This window comes from Novosphingobium sp. ERN07 (assembly GCF_012641335.1).
Lineage (GTDB): Bacteria > Pseudomonadota > Alphaproteobacteria > Sphingomonadales > Sphingomonadaceae > Novosphingobium.
The window spans coordinates 304,233-321,967 of the sequence record NZ_JABAID010000004.1 but is presented as its reverse complement, the minus strand read 5'-3'; the positions used below and the strand labels follow the sequence as shown (position 1 = coordinate 321,967).

Genomic DNA, 17,735 nt, shown 5'->3' with positions numbered 1-17,735 from the left:
GATGACCGACACGCTCACCAAGCTCGCCAACGGTCATCCCGCCAACAGCGTCGGCGAACTCATGCCTTGGATCGCCGTGGCCTGAGAACATCGGTTACCAAGTGGAAGCGGCGTAAGGCAGTCAAGGACCTGCCGACCGGCCCCAAGGATGCCCATTCGACGGTGCTGAGCATCGAGGAGGAAGCGATCATCGTCGCCTTCCGCAAACACGCGCTGCTGCCGCTGGAAGACTGCCTCTATGCATTGCAGGCCACGATCCCGCATCTGACGCGCTCGTCGCTGCATCGCTGCCTGCAACGACATGGGATCAGCCGGTTGCCAGAAGTGACCGGCGACAAGGAACCCAAGCGGAAGTTCAAGACCTATCCGATCGGCTACTTCCACATCGACATCGCCGAAGTACGCACAGCGGAGGGCAAGCTCTATCTCTACGTGGCGATAGACCGGACCAGCAAGTTCGCTTTCGTCCAACTGGTCACCAAGACTGGCAGGACATCGGCGTCAGCCTTCCTGGTCGCCCTGATTGAAGCGGTGCCTTACAAAATCCACACCGTGCTGACCGACAACGGCATCCAGTTCACCTTCCCGCCGCGCTATGCCGATGGCCCCACGGCTACCTACATGACCCACATGTTCGACATGCGCTGCCGCGAGAACGGGATCGAGCACCGCCTCACCAAGATCAAGCATCCCTGGACCAACGGCCAGGTCGAACGGATGAACCGGACAATCAAGGAAGCGACCGTCAAACGCTACCATTATGATAGCCATGCCCAGCTGACCGCGCACCTGCACGACTTCATCGATGCTTACAATTACGGCCGTCGGTTAAAGACCCTGCGCGGCCTTACACCCTACCAATACATCTGCAAAATGTGGCCAACCGAGCCGGAAAGGTTTACACTTGATCCGCACCATCAAATGCCGGGACTAAACACCTAGACCGTCTGCTGCGCAGCGGGCTTCTTGCTCAGGAACTCTCTTCCCGTGATTAAGGATTTTTCTAAAAAGGACATTCGCTCAATTTGCGTGATGCCGATTTCTTCTCTTGCCCATGTTCGCCTTTCCAGCACGACATAGGTCCCAACAACTAAAGGGAGGGCGCAATGCCCGGGACCAATGCTAAACTTCTCCAAGTACCCGACATGCTGATCGACATGATCGGCTCCCATTTCCTGGAGACAGCCCGCTACCTTCGGGAAATACAGGATGATGCGCCTGAAAACTTCGCCTACGTTGTCGAACAGCTGAAGCTCGGAAAGCGCAAGGCCTATGCACTCGCAAAGATCGACAGGTCATTCCACGACCGTGGCGTAGACCGTGAGCGCCTTCGCGCGATAGGCTGGACCAAGCTCTGGTTGGTCTCGCCGTTTGTCGGCGATGACAATGTCGAGGCCATGCTGCAGTTGGCTGAAGCGACCACCGCAACCGAACTGAAGTTGATCCTGCAGGGGCAGGAGGTCGACCCCGAAGGCAAGGTAATCGTGCTCTATCTGCGCCGCGATGATCTGGCGATCTTCAACAAGGTCATGGCCGTCTACGGTGCGATCAAGCACCCGCGTGGCTGGCTGGACAAGGAAGAGGCGATCATCCGGGCTATGCGCGATCTACCGAAGATAGTGGAATAAAGTGGATGCGGCGGCATGACGTCGAGTGTCGCCGCGCCTCCACCGTTGAAAGCGACCACAACTTTGAGGTCATGCAATTAATTGCAAATCTGCTGTCGAGGTGCTCGCACTGTGTTGTTGCCAACGGGCGACGCCTGCAGGTGGTACAGGCGCGGTACCAGGTTTGAAGTTCCTTGTTTCATTGCGTTGATTGATGGACATTATCCGTGATCACCCGTGCCGAGGACGGCGAAAGACAGGGTGATTACGACAGGGCGGAGTGAGAGCTCGGCTTCCTCCAGAAATCACACTTTCTGACGTTTCCGTGGTGCGGGCCACATCAACGGAGACGACACATGCAAATCAAGATCAAGAAGCCTGCAGCAACTTCGACCCCAGACTCGGCCATCGCCGCCAAGAGCACCGAGGCCGGCCAGAGCCTCGCTGAGGCTCAGACGAACATTCCCACAAAGCTGCCCACAGAACTCCTGACCGTCAATGAAGCCGCAAGCCTGGCAAAGGTCTGTCACCACACGGTGCGCCGCTGGATCAGGACAGGAAAGTTGACCGCCTACAACAGCGGGATGCGTGTTCGTGTGGATCGGGAAGATGTCATCAAGTTCCTGTGCAACATTGGCTGATTTTGACAGTTGTGAATACCCTGAACAACTTCACGCAGGGGATAGTTTACAACCCTCTTCACAAAATCAGGCTCTTGCACAGGATAACTTCACAATGATCACTATTGTTCATCACAAAGAGGATAAGGAGAAGATGGTCAAGCCGGTCATCACCCTCCGCGACCTCTACGATTTCGTTGGCAGGCTCGACCTTCCGGCAGCGCAGAAGAAGCCGATGATGTCGGCCATCAAGCGGGTCAACGAGCTGCTTGGTCAGGGTGGTTTGGACCTACCCGCAGACCCGTCTGCCTTGCTCCATCGCCTCGCGGCATGGTCACCGGCAATGGCGGGGATGTCGGCTGGAGCGTTTGCCAACATGAAGTCGCGGTTGCGCGCGGCCTTCCGCTTGGCCCGTCCGCAGATGGCAAACCCGCGTGCCCGCCCGCAACTGCAAGGCGCATGGCGTAACCTTCAGGCTTCGCTCGACGTCACTATGCAGCGCAACCTGTCGCGCGTCATGCACTTTGCCGCCCGCCACGCTCGGCCCCCAAGCGATGTCGACGACGCGTTCATCGAGCGCTTCGCAGCGCATTTGCGCGATGATGCCATGGTCGTAGATTGGGAGGCTGTCGTGCGCCGTTCGATTCGAGCATGGAACGTGCTGGCAAAGACGAGGGCAAAGTTTCAGGCGCTGACCGCCCCCAAACCCAAACGGACGCCTTACTGGATCGCGATCGACGAGTGGCCCGAAGGCCTACGCAACGACCTGACTGATCTGCTCCGGCATCTTGCAAAGCCCAACCTGTTTACCGGACGCAAGGTCCGCAAGCTCAAGCCGACCACCATCATCCAATACCGGCACATGACCATCACTTTGGTTTCCGCAGCTGTCGGCAGCGGAATTGCTCTGAATTCGCTTGCGCGTCTTCACGACGTGCTGGCCCCCGATGTGGTCGCCGCCGCCTTGAATTTCCTTGTCGCCCGAGCTGACAATCGCATTACCCAGCTCATGTACCAGATGATGGTGCGCGTGCTTGTCATGGCTGAGATTGTCGAGTTGCCAGAAGGGCAGCGGCAGCGGCTGAAAGCTATCTTCGAGGAGCTTGAGGCGAACCGTCCTGCCGACATGCCAAAGCGCAGCATGACGGCCAAGAACCGCGCGCTGCTGGAGCGACTGGAATACGACCAACGCTTTGCTGATCTGGTGCACTGCCTGCCTGATCTGCTCGCATCGCAAGCGCGGGCACGTCACAAGACGACTAACGCGGCAAGCATCATGCGAACGGCGCTTGCGATCGACTTGCTGTTGATCTGCTCCATGCGCCGTGAAAACCTGGTGTCGCTTGAGCTTGGCAAGTCGCTGCGCCGTATGGGCAAGCCCCCACACCACTTCTGGATCATCGAAATCGAGCCTGAAGAGGTCAAGAATGCTGAGCCGCTGCGTTACCGGCTGGAAGGAAAGGCTGCGGCCCTTCTTGAGGAGTATCTTGACGAGTGGCGGGGGCGCTTGTGCCATCACCCCAGCCCTTGGCTGTTTGCGCGGCCCGATGGCAGCAGGGTCGATGCCCGCTCGCTTGCCTCGTCGATCGAACGTCTTACGAAGCGGGTGTTGGGCATGTCTATCAGCCCCCATCAGTTCCGACACATCTCCGCAGAGAGTTTCTTGCTGGAAAATCCTGACAAGGTGAACACCATCAGCGAACATTTCGGGCACACGGACTCCAACACTGCGCGCCGGTACTATTCGCGACCCAAGCAGAAGGAGGCGAGCCGGACATATCAGGCTCATGCCCTCAAAGCTCGTGAGGGCTCGGCCCGACGTCTCGCGAAGGGCAAGATCAAGATCGTCCGCAAGTCGGAGGACAAGCTGTGACCAAAAAACTCAGCCTTCCGATCCAAGCCTGGCCCGATCATGATCGCCAGCTTTGGCTTGATGCTCGCGAGCCAATGCGGTTCGGCCGCCACGGGCGTAGCGCTCGCCGCTGGAGCGAGGAGCGTTGCCGCATCGCATGCCAGAGTTACGGGCAGTGGCTGGCTTGGTTGGAGCAAGAAGGAGAGCTCGATCCTTGCGCTCGCCCGGAAGACCGCGTGACCAGCGGCAGGATGGAGGCGTTTGTGAGCCAGCTTCGCGAGCGGGTCAGCCCGTGGAGTGCGACAATGATGGTACAGGCGATGAAACAGATGCTTACCGTCTTCGCGCCTGACCATGACTGGCAGTGGCTTGCGAGTGTCGTGTCCAACCTCAAACGGATCGCCAAACCTGCCCGGGACAAGCGCCCGCACATGGTCGACGCAAAGACTTTGTATGACCTCGGGTTCGATCTCATGACGACGGCTCGCAGGCGGGCAATGGAGGGTGAGCACCATGCCGCCACGATGGGACGCGATGGCCTGATGATTGCATTGCTGATCTGTGCTCCGGTTCGGATTAGGAACCTGAACCAGATCAAGCTCGGCCAGCACCTCCGCTCATGTGGCGACGTTTACGAAGTCCGGTTCTCCGCCGAGGAGACCAAGACCAGCCAACCTTACGAAGGTGAGTTGCCGCCGGAATTGACGCCGTGGCTCGATTTCTACCTGCGCGTTCACCGCAAGTACCTGATCGAGTTCAGCGGTGCGGTCGATACCCAGGCACTCTGGATCAGTCGATGGGGCACGCCCATGAAGAGTAGCGCCATCCGGCAACAGATTAAAACCCGCACGCGCGATGCGTTTGGACGTCATGTCTGGCCGCATCTGTTCCGGACAATTGCAGCAACCGGCGTTGTTGACCACGTTCCAGAAAAGGCAGCGATCATTCCTGATCTTCTTTGCCATGCCAATCTCGCAACCGGCAAGCGTCACTATATCCTCTCTTCTGCCGCAACGGCTCACAGCGCTGTTATGTCGGCAACCTTGGATCGTCGCGAAGCAGCCCGCGCCAGATTGAACGCAGAACGCAAAGGGGGAACCCCGCGATGAGCCAGCCCGCCCAATCAACTCTTTACGAAGAGTGGTCGTGGGTCATCGGCGAGGATGAGCCCGACTCCGCGATAACCGCCCGTGCCAGAAGCATTTGTGAAAGGCGCATAGCAGGGATCATCTTCAAGCGCAGGTCGCGACTGCTTGTCCAGTGGCGCCTGCAGGCACAGCGCATGCTCAGGGATGCAGCGAGAAAGCGAGCTCAGATCAATCTCGTCCATCTGGTGTGCGGGCCTCGCAAACTCGCTCACGCTGACATTGTCGTCGCCACTGACCTGCCGCCTACCACCCCGCCGCTGCGAGGGGAGATCGCCATCTGGCGCTCGTTCCTCTCGCAAGAAATTCACGCCATCCTGTTTGGAAGCCACTGACAAATGATCCGCGCTGCAATCTACGCCCGTGTTTCCACTGCACGGCAGGCCGACCACGACCTGTCGCTGCCCGACCAGATCGCCCAGTGTCGGGCATGGTGCGAAAAGCAGGGGATGGAGGTGGTCCAGACCTTCACCGAGCCGGGCGCTTCGGCGCTCGACGAGGACCGGCCCGTATTCCAGGAAATGATCTTCACGGCGAAGCGGACCGATCAGCCCTTCAACGTCATCGTTGTCCATTCGCTCAGCCGCTTCAGCCGCGATGCCATGCATTCCGAATTCTACATCCGCGAACTGCGCAAGGCCGGTGTGCAACTCGTTTCGATTACACAGGAGGTGGCACAGGATGGCAGCGGTGAGTTCTTCCGCAAGCTGATCAACGTGTTCGACGAGTACCAGTCACGCGAAAACGCCAAGCACGTTCATCGGGCGATGCTCGAGAACGCGCGCCAAGGTTTCTGGAACGGGGCGCCGCCGCCCTTTGGCTATCGTACCGAGATCGCGGAAAGGCGCGGCTCGAAGGACAAGAAGGTCCTCGTCATCGAAGAAAGCGAGGCCCGCGTGGTCCGTCATATCTTCGATCTTGCAGCAGGTGGCGCCGGTCGACCTATGGGGATCAAGGCGATAGCCTCCCACCTCAACGAACGTGGCATTGCACGGCGGGGGCACAAGTTCTCTACAGGGAGTGTCCACGTCATCCTCACTCTGGCCACCTACGCCGGGCGACACCAGTTCAACAAGCGCGACAGCAGGTCTGGTCGTTCGCGTCCGCCGTCAGAGTGGGTTGAGGTCGAAGTCCCTGCCATCATCGATGAGACAACCTTCAATGCAGCACAGGCGCTTCTGCAGAGCCGGGCGCCTAAGCGGATCGCTCCGCGCGTCGTCACCACGCCGACGCTGCTGGCCGGGATCGTGCGCTGCGGTCACTGTGGGGCGGCCATGATACTCAACACCGGCAAAAGCGGCCAGTACCGCTACTACGCGTGTGTAAACCGGCTGAAGAAGGGGGAAGTCGCCTGCCGGGGGCAGCGGATGCCAATGGCCAAGCTCGACAACATCGTGATCGACGCGGTTGCCGAACGGATTTTGGAACCTCAGCGTCTTGAGGAACTGTTGGCTGAATATCTTAAAACGGCTCAATCACGCGACGACAAGCAGCGGGACCAGTTGAAGTCGCTGCGCAGCGCTCATGGCGATGCCGAGGCGGGCCTAACCCGATTGATGGACCTGGTTGAACGTGGCTTGATGGACGTTAGTGATCCGGCTCTTCGGGAACGCATGATTGCGCTTCGTTTCCGCCGCGACGAACTGGCAGCAGAGATCACAGCGCTGTCACAGCGCCTTGCCAGCGCGGACCCGACCATCACACCTGAAAAGGTCAGAATGCTGGGGATGCTGTTGAGCAAGCAATTGCACCGGGGAGAGCCTGAGCTGCGCCAGGCGTACGCAAGGCTCTTTCTCGACGAAGTCGTCGTAAACGACAGCCGCATTCAGATTTGCGGCTCAAAGTCCGTGCTGGCGAGATCAGCTGGAGCCGCATCCGACGACTCAGCGGAAGGAGTTCTCTCTTTTGTTCGGAAGTGGCGCGCCCGGCAGGACTCGAACCTGCTGCCTCAAGATTAGAAGTCTCGCGCTCTATCCAGATGAGCTACGGGCGCGCGCCGGGTGCCTCATAAGCGCGCTTTTCCAAACGTGCAAACCGGGTTAGCACATGTGCCCATGACCGATCCCCAGCTTTCCCGCATCGATGGCACGTCCAGCGCACGCCGCCATTTCCGCTATTTCGATTATGTGATGGCCTCGTTCGTGGCGATCCTGTTGCTGTCGAACCTGATCGGGGCGGCAAAGCTGGCGCAGGTTGGTGGCTTCACCTTTGGTGCGGGTATCCTGTTTTTTCCCGTTTCCTACGTCATCGGCGATGTGCTGACCGAGGTCTATGGCTATGCCAACGCGCGGCGTTGCGTGTGGATGGGCTTTTTTGCGCTGATCTTCATGGCATTCATGAGCTATGTCGTCGTCGCCATGCCACCATCGCCGGGCTGGGATGGGCAGGCGGCTTATGAAAGCGTGTTCGGATCGACATGGCGCATTGTTTTGGCCTCGGTCACCGCGTTCTGGGCGGGCGAATTCGTCAATTCCTTCGTGCTGGCCAAGATGAAGGTGTGGACAGCGGGCAAGGCCCTTTGGACCCGCACCATCGGTTCCACCGTGTTTGGACAGGCGATAGACAGCCTGCTGTTCTATCCCATCGCATTCCTTGGGATCTGGACGGTGGATCAGGTTCTGACCGTGATGGTCACCAACTGGGCGATGAAAGTGGCTTGGGAAGCGGGCCTGACGCCGGTGACCTATGCCGTGGTCGGTTGGCTTAAGAAGCGCGAGGGGGCCGAAGTGTTCGACACCGACACCGATTTTTCGCCCTTTGCCAAGGCGCCGCAGGTCTGAACCCAAAAGAAAACCCCGCCCTCCTGAGTGGGAGAAGCGGGGCCACAGCGCGAAGCGGGAGGCTTGTCCGCGCTATCAATCAGCAATCAGGCCGATCAGCAGATAGACGATCAACGCCGAGCCAAGGCCAAGCAGGGTGGCCAGTGCAAAGGCCACGCGAACCAGGGTTACGTCCACGCCGAAGTAGTTCGAAATCCCGGCGCAAACGCCCATCAGCTTGCCACGGCCTTTGTCGAGGCGGAAGCCGCGTGCGGTTTCGATTGGGCGAGGGGCCGAATCATCGAAGCGAAGCTGGGTCATCAAATCATCTCCTGCGCGGCAGCCGGGGCTGCATCATCATGGCTGGAATGGGCAGGAACGCTCAGGGTTCCGGCAATCAGGGCGAGGCTAAGGGCGAATGCACCTGCCGCTGCGGCGAACTGGTCGATCAACTGGCGCATCAGATCAGGCCTTGCACTTGAGCGGCGGGGGCAGGGCTGGTCTGCGGGACGTCCACGGTGCCTGCCATTAGCGCGAGGCTGAGAGCGAAAGCACTGGCGGCGGCGGCGATTCGATTGGCGAAAGCGGTCATGGTTGCTGTCCTCATGTAATCTGGTGAAGCCGTTGTAGCTGATGCAGACAGCTCTGCATGGGGTGTGCCAAATTGCAGGAATGGCGGATTTCTGCCGCTTCAGGCGCTGCTGCACGCTTTTGAAAGCTTTCTGAATCCTGAATAGCGGTGAAATTCACCATTAATTGGTAGTCGTGGTTTCTGGTAAGGTTCAGTCATTGCCTGGCCCGCCGATTGCATCTTGCTTTTTCGCCATGACGCGCCTATTTGCGCCTCATCCCGACATTGTGAAAGCAAGGTCAGGCTGGTGCCACCGGGCGCCGGCACGGATCGGCTTTTGCTGTTCGGGGCTGGGCTTTTGCCTTTCGGCTTATTGGAGATTGCATGGCGGATATCGCGCGGATCACGGAAGTTATCGAACCTGAGGCTAAGGCTCTCGGTTTCGATCTCGTGCGCGTGCGGTATTTCAAAGGTGGTGAGATCGGTGATGAGGAGCACACGCTCCAGATCATGGCTGAGCGCCCCGCAACCGGCCAGCTTGTGATCGAAGATTGCGCGGCTCTGTCACACCGCATTTCCGACCGGTTCGATGAACTGGAAGAAGCGGGCGAAATGCTGATCGAAGATGCTTACCGCCTCGAAGTGAGTTCGCCCGGCATTGATCGTCCGCTGACCCGCGCCAAGGATTTTGCTGCATGGGTTGGTCACGAAGCCCGTGTCGAGCTTTCGGAGCTGCTGGGCGAGCGCAAGCGCTTTCGCGGCGATATCAAAAGCTTCGATGCGGAAGCGCAGATCATTTCGATTGAGGATGACGGCACGGTTTTTGAAGTGCCGTTCGCCCTCGTTGCCAACGCCAAGCTGATCCTAACGGACAAGCTCATTGCCGCTTCCCGCCCGCTGGATACCAGCGGTGCGGACGAGATTCTCGAAGAACAGGAAGACTGACCAATGGCCAGTGCGATTTCTGCAAACCGCGCCGAACTGCTTGCGATCGCCAACGCGGTTGCCACGGAAAAGATGATCGACAAGTCTGTCGTCATCGAGGCGATGGAAGAAGCCATCCAGAAGTCGGCGCGCAACCGCTATGGCGCGGAGAACGACATTCGTGCCAAGCTCGATCCGCGCACCGGCGATCTGCGTCTGTGGCGCGTCGTCGAAGTCGTTGAAGTGGTCGAGGATTACTTCAAGCAGGTCGATCTCAAGGCTGCTGAAAAGCTGCAGCCCGGCGCTGCCATTGGCGACTTCATCGTTGATCCGCTGCCCCCGGTTGATCTCGGCCGCATTGATGCGCAGTCGGCCAAGCAGGTTATCTTCCAGAAGGTTCGTGATGCTGAACGTGATCGTCAGTACGACGAGTTCAAGGACCGGGCAGGCGAAGTCATCACCGGGGTGATCAAGTCGGTCGAATTTGGCCACGTGATCGTCAACCTCGGCCGCGCTGAAGGCGTGATCCGCCGCGATCAGCAGATCCCGCGCGAAGTGCCGCGTGTTGGCGAACGTGTTCGTGCATGGATCATGAAGGTTGAGCGTCAGAACCGTGGCCCGCAGATCTTCCTCAGCCGCGCGCACCCCGAATTCATGAAGAAGCTCTTCGCGCAGGAAGTGCCCGAAATCTACGATGGTATCATCGAGATCAAGGCTGCTGCCCGCGATCCGGGGTCGCGCGCCAAGATCGGCGTGATCAGCCGTGACAGCAGCATCGATCCGGTCGGTGCCTGCGTCGGCATGAAGGGCAGCCGCGTTCAGGCCGTCGTGCAGGAACTGCAGGGCGAAAAGATCGACATCATTCCCTGGAGCGAGGATACCGCGACTTTCGTCGTCAACGCGCTTCAGCCCGCCACCGTCAGCCGCGTGGTGATCGACGAGGAAGAGAGCCGCATCGAGGTTGTCGTCCCCGATGATCAGCTTTCGCTCGCCATCGGTCGTCGCGGCCAGAACGTGCGCCTCGCTTCGTCGCTGACCGGTTCGGCCATCGACATCATGACCGAAGCTGAGGCTTCGGAAAAGCGTCAGAAAGAATTCGCGGAACGCTCGAAGATGTTCGAGGAAGAACTCGACGTCGACGAAACCCTTTCGCAGCTCCTCGTGGCCGAAGGCTTCACCGAGCTTGAGGAAGTGGCCTACATCGAAAACGCCGAACTCGCCGCAATCGAAGGCTTTGACGAAGAGCTGGCTGAGGAACTGCAAAGCCGCGCTGCCGAAGCGATCGAACGGCGTGAAGAGGCTCTGCGCGAACAGCGTCGCAGCCTTGGCGTGGAAGACGCGCTGGCAGACCTGCCGCACCTCACCGAAGCGATGCTCGTCACGCTCGGCAAGGCGGGCATCAAGACGCTCGACGATCTGGCCGACCTCGCCACCGACGAACTCATTGCTAAGAAGCGCGCCGAACAGCGCCGCCGCAACGACAAGGGACCGCGCGAAAAGAGCGACCGTCCCGAACGCGTCGAGGACAAGGGCGGCGTTCTGGGCGAATATGGCCTGAGCGAAGAGCAGGGCAACGAAATCATCATGGCCGCGCGCGCCCACTGGTTCGAAGACGAGCCAGTAGCTGAGGAGGCCGCCGATGCGGATTCCTCACAATGAGCCGCTAAGCTCCGACATCGTTGACGCGAAGCCGGCGGGGAAATCCTCGCCGGAGCGCAAGTGCGTGTTGACCGGGCAGCATGATGCGCGGGACGAATTGCTTCGTCTTGCCATCTCGCCCGATGGCGATGTGCTGCCCGATGTGATGGCGCGTGCCCCTGGGCGCGGCGCATGGATCGGCGTTGAGAGGCAAGCCCTTGAAAAAGCGATTGCAAATGGCAAACTAAAGGGAGCTTTGGCGCGTGCTTTCAAAGGCGCGCCGCTCAGCATCCCTGCCGATCTGCCCCACCGCATCGAACAGGCCCTGCGCCGGCTCGTTACCGACAGGCTTGGGATCGAACTGCGCGCTGGCAACGTGCTTCTGGGCACTGAAAAGATCGCCCAAGGGTGCAGGGCGGGTGCTGTCACTTTCCTGGGGCACGCCTGCGATGCAGGTTCCGATGGCCCGAACAAGCTGGCGCAGGCCTGGCGTGTGGGCGAAGGGGCTGAAGGCACTGGCAAGAAAGGCACAATCTTGCCGCTGGACCGGGCGGCGCTGTCTGTGGCATTGGGCCGCGACAACGTCGTTCACCTCGCGCTGACCGATTCCGCTGCCGCCGCCAGGCTGGAAGCGCCGCTGCAGCGCCTGATACATTTTCTCGGAAACGGGACAGAAGCCGCCGAATCCCACACGGATCAGGCTGCGAACGACGATATTGATACGAAGGGCGAATGAGTTCGATGAGCGATAGCGACAAGAAGCCGACACTGGGCCGCAGGCCGCTGGGTCTGAAGACCTCGGTGGAGGCTGGAGAGGTCAAGCAGACCTTCAGCCACGGTCGCACCAACAAGGTGGTGGTCGAAGTGAAGCGGCGCAAGCTGATGGGCCGCCCCGGCGAGGCGGCGCCCACCGCTGCGCCTGCTGCACCGGCACCTGCGGCCACCGCACCGGTCGCCCCGCCGCCGCCGCCGCCGCCCCCGCCTCCGCCGCCTTCGGCCACGCGCGAAACGCGGCAGGAACTGCAGGCCCGCCTGCTGCGCGAGGCTGAGGAATCGCGCCTTGCCGCGCTCGAAGCCGCGAACCGTCGCGAGCAGGAAGAGCGCGTGCGTGCGCAGGAAGAGGAGCGCCGCCGTGTCGAGGAAAAGGCCCGCGCCGAAGCAGAAGCTGCTGCGCCCCAGCCCGCCACGCCGACTCCTGCTGCTGTCGCGCCCGAAGCTGCTCCCGCTCCGGCACCGGAGCCGGAAGTTGCAGCACAGCCCACACCCGCGCCAGCCGCACCCGTTGCAGCGCCCGAGTCTGCCGAACCTGCCAAGGCTGCTGAATCGGCCAAGGCCGAGGAAGCCGCGCCCGTCATTCCCGCACCGCGCCGCTTCACTCCGGTTGCCTCGCCCGCACCGGTAAAGCGCCCCGAACCGGCTGCTGCCAAGAAGCCCGCGAACAACCCGCGTGATCGCAAGACCGAAGACCGCCGTGGCGGAAAGCTCACCGTCACGCGCGCGTTGAACGAGGACGAAGGCGCACGCGCGCGTTCACTCGCTGCACTGAAGCGTGCGCGCGAAAAGGAACGTCGTGCCCACTTCGCAGGCCAGTCGCAGCCGCGTGAAAAGCAGGTGCGCGATGTGGTCGTGCCCGATGCAATCACGGTGCAGGATCTGGCGAACCGCATGGCCGAAAAGGCCGCAGATCTGGTCAAGGCGCTGTTCAAGATGGGCATGATGGTCACCATCAACCAGACCATCGATCAGGACACCGCCGAACTGCTGGTCACCGAATTTGGCCACAATATCCAGCGCGTCAGCGATAGCGATGCCGATATTGATACTGCGGCTGACGTCGATGCCGATGAAACGCTGAAGGCGCGTCCGCCGGTCGTCGCCATCATGGGCCACGTCGACCACGGCAAGACCTCGCTGCTCGATGCGCTGCGCGGGACCGACGTTGTGCGCGGCGAAGCCGGTGGCATCACACAGCACATCGGTGCCTATCAGATCAAGACCAAGGGTGGCGATCACATCACCTTCCTTGATACGCCGGGCCACGAAGCCTTCACCGAAATGCGTATGCGCGGTGCCAATGTCACCGACATCGTCATTCTGGTGGTTGCGGGCGATGACGGGCTGATGCCGCAGACGATTGAGGCGATCAACCACACCAAGGCCGCTGGCGTGCCGATGATCGTGGCGATCACCAAGTCGGACAAGCCCGAATTCAACCCGCAGAAGATCCGCGAACGTCTGCTCGAACACGAAATCATCGTGGAAGACATGTCGGGCGACGTGCAGGATGTGGAAGTCTCGGCCAAGACCGGAGCCGGGCTGGACGAACTGATCGAGAAGATCCTGCTTCAGGCAGAGTTGCTCGAACTGCGCGCCAACCCGGATCGTGCGGCAGAAGCGACCGTGATCGAAGCCAAGCTCGACAAGGGCAAGGGGCCGCTGGCGACCGTCCTCGTCAATCGTGGCACGCTCAAGGTCGGCGACATTCTCGTGGTCGGTACCCAGTCAGGTCGCGTCCGCGCGATGCTTGATGACAAGGGCCGTCAGGTGAAAACTGCTGGGCCTTCGCTTCCGGTCGAAGTGCTGGGTATCGGCGGTGTACCGATGGCGGGTGACACCCTCACCGTGGTCGAAAGCGAAGCGCGCGCCCGCGAAGTTGCGGCTTATCGTCAGGAACGCGCAACCGCCAAGCGCACCGTGCAGGCTCCGGCCAGCCTCGAAAACATGTTCTCCGCGCTTGCCGCCAAGAACACGGTCATCGAATATGCGCTGGTCGTCCGTGCCGACGTGCAGGGTTCGGTCGAAGCCATCGTCAACGCGCTCAACAAGATCTCGACCGACGAGATCAAGGTCCGCATCCTGGCTTCGGGTGTGGGTGCGATCACCGAAGGCGACGTCAACCTGGCGCAGGCCAGCGGCGCGCCGATTGTAGGCTTCAACGTTCGTCCGAATGCCAAGGCGCGCGAACTGATCGAGCGTAACAAGGTGCGGATGAAGTACTTTGACGTGATCTATCAGCTTACCGACGATATCCGTTCGGAAATGGCGGGCGAGCTTGGGCCGGAAGCCATCGAAACGGTCGTCGGTCGTGCCGAGGTCAAGGAAGTCTTCCCTGCGGGCAAGAAGGACAAGGCCGCCGGTCTGCTGGTTGTCGAAGGCGTCATCCGCAAAGGCCTCCACGCCCGTCTCACTCGCAACGACGTTATCGTCAGCCGCACCACCATTTCGTCGCTGCGTCGTTTCAAGGACGACGTTGCCGAAGTGCGCGGCGGTCTGGAATGCGGCGTGCTGCTTACTGATACGAACGATATCAAGGCAGGCGATCAGCTCGAAGTCTTCGAAGTCGAAATGCGCGAACGGACTTTGTAAAAAAAGCGTTCCGCAAAGCCGGAACGCCGTTGCTTCCCCTCCCGCTTGCGGGAGGGGTTAGGGGAGGGCATGTTCCGAAGGAAATGCCATTGCCGCCATAACGGCAGCGGTTCCGCTGTTCATTGAAGATCGATCCGAGAACTAAGAATCCGCAGTATCTGCCTGCATAACGCTTTTCCGAGGTCGCAACCTGCGACAGAGGGGAAGGTGATCTGCATGGATATAGAAATTGTTGTGATTCTGGTTCTCGGCGTGGCGACGTTAATCGTTGGCCTCGTCGGAATAGTGGTCAAGCTCATCGAGCTTGGCCGCAAGTAAGCCAGTAAGGGGATGCCGTAGCAGCGGCATCCCTGATACCAAAAGAACCCGGACGTAGCAGCGTCCGGGTTCCGGGATGGTGAAATGGATATTTCAACCGTTGTGATACAAGCCAAATAGCATATTCGCCGGAAAATTCAAGCCATGACCCGCTACGTCGCCCTGTTCGGTTCCATCAACGTCGGCGGCAATCGCGTGACGATGGCGGATTTGCGTTATGCGTTTGAACGCGAAGGGCTGACCGGGCTTGAAACCGTTGTCGCCAGTGGGAACCTGCTGTTCGATTACGATGATCGCCCGCTTGATGGCCTCGAAGACCTGTTCGCCCACGTCATGCTCGACCGGTTCGATATCAAGAGTTTTGTCGCGGTGCGTGATCGGGCCGCGATTGCCGAGGCTGTGGAAGGCAATCCTTTTACCGGCATCGGCAAGGACAACCTGGTCCACACCCTGTTTCTCGAACGCCAGCCCGAACAGGCCGCTTTCGAGAAGATGGCGGCGGATCAGGCGATGCGGGGCATGGAAAAACTCGCAATCGGCAATCGCAGCATCTATATTGATTTCGCGAATGGCGTTGCCGAAAGCAAGCTGACCGGTGCGTTCATCGAACGTCGCCTCGGCTGCCGGGGCACCGCACGCAACGTGCGATCAATCGCACGTATCCTTGCGAAGATGAGTTAGAATTGTCCAAACCCCAGACCACACCCGAAACCCGCTCCGTTCGCCTGCTCAAGGTGGGCGAACAGGTGCGCCATATCCTGTCCGAACTGCTCGCCCGGCAGGAAGTGCACGATGATGTGCTGACAGCGCACACCGTGTCGGTCACCGAAGTCCGCATGTCGCCCGACCTTCGCCACGCCACGGTGTTCATCAAGGCTCTGCTCGGCGAGGACGAGGAACTGGTGCTGAAAGCGCTGCGCACCAACACGGCTTATTTCCAGCGCGAAGTGGCACGGCGGCTGCGGCTGAAATATGCCGCGAAGATCAAGTTCCTGCCCGATGAAAGCTTCGATGAAGCGGACCGGATCGAACAGCTCCTTTCAGACCCGAAAGTGCGGCGCGATCTTGACGGCGGCACCGCCGAAGATTGAGGCAACAGGCCGATGGCCAAGCTTTATTTCTACTATGCCAGCATGAACGCGGGCAAATCCACCAACCTGCTGCAGGCGGATTTCAACTACCGCGAACGCGGCATGGCAACGATGCTGTGGACTGCTGCGCTGGATGATCGCGGTGGCCATCGCGCGATTGAAAGCCGGATCGGGCTGCACGCCGATGCCCAGCGTTTTGAAGCGGGCACCGATCTGTGGGGCCGGATCAGCGCGGCCCATGCGGTGCATCCTCTCTCTTGTGTGCTGGTGGATGAGGCGCAATTCCTTTTGAAACCGCAGGTTTGGCAACTGGCACGAATTGCCGATGAAGCCGGGATTCCCGTGCTGTGCTATGGGCTTAGGACGGACTTCCAAGGCGAATTGTTCGAAGGTGCTGCAGCCCTTTTGGGCATCGCAGACTCACTGGTAGAACTGAAAGCTGTCTGCCATTGCGGCCGCAAGGCGACGATGAACCTGCGCGTGGATGAAAGCGGCGCAGCGGTGCGGGCAGGCGCGCAGACCGAAATCGGTGGGAACGACCGCTATGTCGCGCTGTGCCGCAAGCATTTTTCCGAGGCGATGCAGCCATGATCGACGATGGCCTCTACGTGCCGCTGGCCGATGGTGAGTTGCGGCTGGTCTTGCTGCGCGAGGAGCATCGCGAAGCTTTGCGCGGGGCCTGTGAACAAGACGCTGAAATCTGGCAGCTTTATCCTTTCAGCTACTGGGGCGAAGCGTTCGATCCGCAGTTCGATAGCCTGCTGGCCAGCGCGCCGCAGCGCCGCCCTTACGCGGTGTTCGACGGCAAGGTGCTGGTCGGGATGACGGCGTGGATCGAACATGGGGCGCCCGGTTGGTCGATTGAGATCGGCAACAGCTACATCGTGCCCGCCATGCGCGGAACGGGTTTCAATACACGCCTCAAGTCCTTGATGTTGAACCATGCTTTTGCTTGCGGGCTGGCGCGCGTGGCGTTCAAGGTCGATGCGCTGAACCTGCGCAGCCAGGCAGCGGTGCGCAAGATTGGTGGGATTGAGGAAGGCGTGATGCGCCATGAGCGGCGGACATGGACCGGCCGCGTGCGTGATACCGTGCTGTTCTCGATCCTACGTGACGGTTGGCGGGGCACAGCATCATGAATCCCGAAGGAATTTTCTGGCAGATCGCAACCATCGCGATCCCGATGATCCTTGCGATTGTGTTCCATGAAGTCGCGCATGGCTGGGTCGCGCGCGCGCTGGGTGATCCCACAGCGGCAGAGCAAAAGCGTTTGAGTCTCAACCCCTTGCGTCACGTCGATCCGTTCGGAACGATCATTCTACCGGGCTTGCTCAAACTTTCCGGTGCGCCAGTCTTCGGTTGGGCAAAGCCGGTGCCGGTGGACTTCAACCGCTTGCGCAATCCGCGCTGGGGAATGGTGGCGGTGGCCGCTGCGGGACCGGTGACGAACTTTATTTTGGCGGCCTTTGCAGCAATTGCGCTGGGGCTGCTCGTGCGGGCGACGGACTTTGCGGCAGAGCCGGGGCTGGGCGTCCTGTTCTTTGCAGACAACCTGCGCAACTTCTTGATCGTGAACCTTTTTCTGGGGGCGTTCAATCTGCTGCCGATCCCGCCTTTTGATGGATCGCGGATCGTGATGGGCATTCTTCCGGCACCACTGGCGCGCGGATATGCGCGGATGGAGCCGTTCGGGTTGATAATCGTGTTCGGATTTCTGGTTATTCTTCCGTATTTTATGCCCGAACTGCGGCTGGTTGAACGCCTGATCGGGCCACCCGTGCAATGGCTGGGTGAGCATCTGGCGGGGCTTGCTGGCCTGATCGCCGGGCCGGAGCCACAGTAAG

Annotated in this window: 20 protein-coding genes, 1 tRNA gene and 1 pseudogene; 17 read left to right on the top strand and 5 right to left on the bottom strand. The window is 60.2% G+C overall.

The window, feature by feature from the left end; genetic code table 11:
- The first annotated feature begins 66 nt into the window (after positions 1-66).
- From HGI47_RS08780 to HGI47_RS23090, 6 genes and pseudogenes are all read left to right on the top strand, one after another.
- Positions 67-942: an IS481 family transposase gene (locus HGI47_RS08780; RefSeq protein WP_370521666.1), complete on the top strand. Its 876-nt coding sequence runs from the start codon at positions 67-69 to the stop codon at positions 940-942.
- Between the two features lie 164 nt (positions 943-1,106).
- Complete coding sequence (locus HGI47_RS08775; protein ID WP_168852353.1) at positions 1,107-1,628, top strand: hypothetical protein; 522 nt, start codon at positions 1,107-1,109, stop codon at positions 1,626-1,628.
- Between the two features lie 335 nt (positions 1,629-1,963).
- Complete coding sequence (locus tag HGI47_RS08770; protein ID WP_168852352.1) at positions 1,964-2,248, top strand: helix-turn-helix domain-containing protein; 285 nt, start codon at positions 1,964-1,966, stop codon at positions 2,246-2,248.
- Complete coding sequence (locus HGI47_RS08765; protein WP_168852351.1) at positions 2,241-4,100, top strand: site-specific integrase; 1,860 nt, start codon at positions 2,241-2,243, stop codon at positions 4,098-4,100. Before HGI47_RS08770 ends, HGI47_RS08765 begins: the two co-directional genes overlap by 8 nt.
- Positions 4,097-5,188 carry a site-specific integrase gene (locus HGI47_RS08760; RefSeq protein ID WP_168852350.1) on the top strand — a complete coding sequence of 364 codons (1,092 nt, stop codon included), beginning with the start codon at positions 4,097-4,099 and terminating at the stop codon, positions 5,186-5,188. The genes HGI47_RS08765 and HGI47_RS08760 overlap by 4 nt, the downstream gene beginning before the upstream one ends.
- 374 nt (positions 5,189-5,562) lie before the next feature.
- Positions 5,563-5,955, top strand: a pseudogene (locus HGI47_RS23090) (recombinase family protein); the annotation flags it as partial.
- A 3-nt stretch (positions 5,956-5,958) separates the two neighbouring features.
- On the opposite strand, the gene HGI47_RS22645 reads toward HGI47_RS23090, so the two are convergent.
- Complete coding sequence (locus HGI47_RS22645) at positions 5,959-6,132, bottom strand: hypothetical protein (protein WP_240950085.1); 174 nt, start codon at positions 6,130-6,132, stop codon at positions 5,959-5,961.
- 36 nt (positions 6,133-6,168) lie between these two features.
- Between HGI47_RS22645 and HGI47_RS23085 the strand changes: the two genes are divergently transcribed.
- Positions 6,169-7,182 (top strand): recombinase zinc beta ribbon domain-containing protein, encoded by a 1,014-nt coding sequence (locus HGI47_RS23085; RefSeq protein WP_370521665.1) that lies wholly within the window; start codon positions 6,169-6,171, stop codon positions 7,180-7,182.
- On the opposite strand, the gene HGI47_RS08740 is transcribed toward HGI47_RS23085, so the two are convergent.
- Positions 7,141-7,217, bottom strand: a tRNA-Arg gene (locus HGI47_RS08740). The two genes, HGI47_RS23085 and HGI47_RS08740, sit on opposite strands and share 42 nt — an antisense overlap.
- A 61-nt stretch (positions 7,218-7,278) precedes the next feature.
- Here HGI47_RS08740 and HGI47_RS08735 point away from each other — a divergent pair.
- Positions 7,279-8,004, top strand: a complete 726-nt coding sequence (locus HGI47_RS08735; RefSeq protein WP_168852348.1) for a queuosine precursor transporter — start codon at positions 7,279-7,281, stop codon at positions 8,002-8,004.
- A gap of 75 nt (positions 8,005-8,079) precedes the next feature.
- Here the strand turns inward: HGI47_RS08735 and HGI47_RS08730 are convergent, their stop codons facing one another.
- From HGI47_RS08730 to HGI47_RS22910, 3 genes are read right to left on the bottom strand one after another with little or no spacing between them, the layout of a single operon-like run.
- Positions 8,080-8,304: a PspC domain-containing protein gene (locus HGI47_RS08730; RefSeq protein WP_168852347.1), complete on the bottom strand. Its 225-nt coding sequence runs from the start codon at positions 8,302-8,304 to the stop codon at positions 8,080-8,082.
- Positions 8,304-8,444 carry a hypothetical protein gene (locus HGI47_RS08725; protein WP_168852346.1) on the bottom strand — a complete coding sequence of 47 codons (141 nt, stop codon included), beginning with the start codon at positions 8,442-8,444 and terminating at the stop codon, positions 8,304-8,306. Before HGI47_RS08725 ends, HGI47_RS08730 begins: the two co-directional genes overlap by 1 nt.
- Positions 8,444-8,575 carry a hypothetical protein gene (locus tag HGI47_RS22910; protein WP_255460718.1) on the bottom strand — a complete coding sequence of 44 codons (132 nt, stop codon included), beginning with the start codon at positions 8,573-8,575 and terminating at the stop codon, positions 8,444-8,446. Before HGI47_RS22910 ends, HGI47_RS08725 begins: the two co-directional genes overlap by 1 nt.
- Before the next feature lie 363 nt (positions 8,576-8,938).
- On the opposite strand from HGI47_RS22910, the gene rimP reads away from it, so the two are divergent.
- From rimP to HGI47_RS08680, 9 genes are all read left to right on the top strand, one after another.
- Positions 8,939-9,499 carry a ribosome maturation protein RimP gene (rimP, locus tag HGI47_RS08720; protein ID WP_168852345.1) on the top strand — a complete coding sequence of 187 codons (561 nt, stop codon included), beginning with the start codon at positions 8,939-8,941 and terminating at the stop codon, positions 9,497-9,499.
- Between the two features lie 3 nt (positions 9,500-9,502).
- A complete protein-coding gene (gene nusA, locus HGI47_RS08715; RefSeq protein WP_168852344.1) occupies positions 9,503-11,137 on the top strand; it encodes a transcription termination factor NusA in 1,635 nt (544 codons plus the stop codon).
- Positions 11,118-11,852 (top strand): DUF448 domain-containing protein, encoded by a 735-nt coding sequence (locus HGI47_RS08710; protein WP_168852343.1) that lies wholly within the window; start codon positions 11,118-11,120, stop codon positions 11,850-11,852. Before nusA ends, HGI47_RS08710 begins: the two co-directional genes overlap by 20 nt.
- A 5-nt stretch (positions 11,853-11,857) precedes the next feature.
- Positions 11,858-14,482 carry a translation initiation factor IF-2 gene (gene infB, locus HGI47_RS08705; protein ID WP_206066072.1) on the top strand — a complete coding sequence of 875 codons (2,625 nt, stop codon included), beginning with the start codon at positions 11,858-11,860 and terminating at the stop codon, positions 14,480-14,482.
- Between the two features lie 462 nt (positions 14,483-14,944).
- Positions 14,945-15,481 (top strand): DUF1697 domain-containing protein, encoded by a 537-nt coding sequence (locus tag HGI47_RS08700; protein WP_168852341.1) that lies wholly within the window; start codon positions 14,945-14,947, stop codon positions 15,479-15,481.
- Between the two features lie 2 nt (positions 15,482-15,483).
- Positions 15,484-15,891: a 30S ribosome-binding factor RbfA gene (gene rbfA / locus HGI47_RS08695; RefSeq protein WP_168852340.1), complete on the top strand. Its 408-nt coding sequence runs from the start codon at positions 15,484-15,486 to the stop codon at positions 15,889-15,891.
- 12 nt (positions 15,892-15,903) lie between these two features.
- Complete coding sequence (locus HGI47_RS08690; RefSeq protein WP_168852339.1) at positions 15,904-16,482, top strand: thymidine kinase; 579 nt, start codon at positions 15,904-15,906, stop codon at positions 16,480-16,482.
- The gene (locus HGI47_RS08685) at positions 16,479-17,030 is read left to right on the top strand and encodes a GNAT family N-acetyltransferase (RefSeq protein WP_168852338.1); all 552 of its coding nucleotides are present in this window, start codon (positions 16,479-16,481) and stop codon (positions 17,028-17,030) included. Before HGI47_RS08690 ends, HGI47_RS08685 begins: the two co-directional genes overlap by 4 nt.
- The gene (locus HGI47_RS08680; protein WP_168852337.1) at positions 17,027-17,734 is read left to right on the top strand and encodes a site-2 protease family protein; all 708 of its coding nucleotides are present in this window, start codon (positions 17,027-17,029) and stop codon (positions 17,732-17,734) included. The genes HGI47_RS08685 and HGI47_RS08680 overlap by 4 nt, the downstream gene beginning before the upstream one ends.
- Position 17,735: the final 1 nt, after the last annotated feature.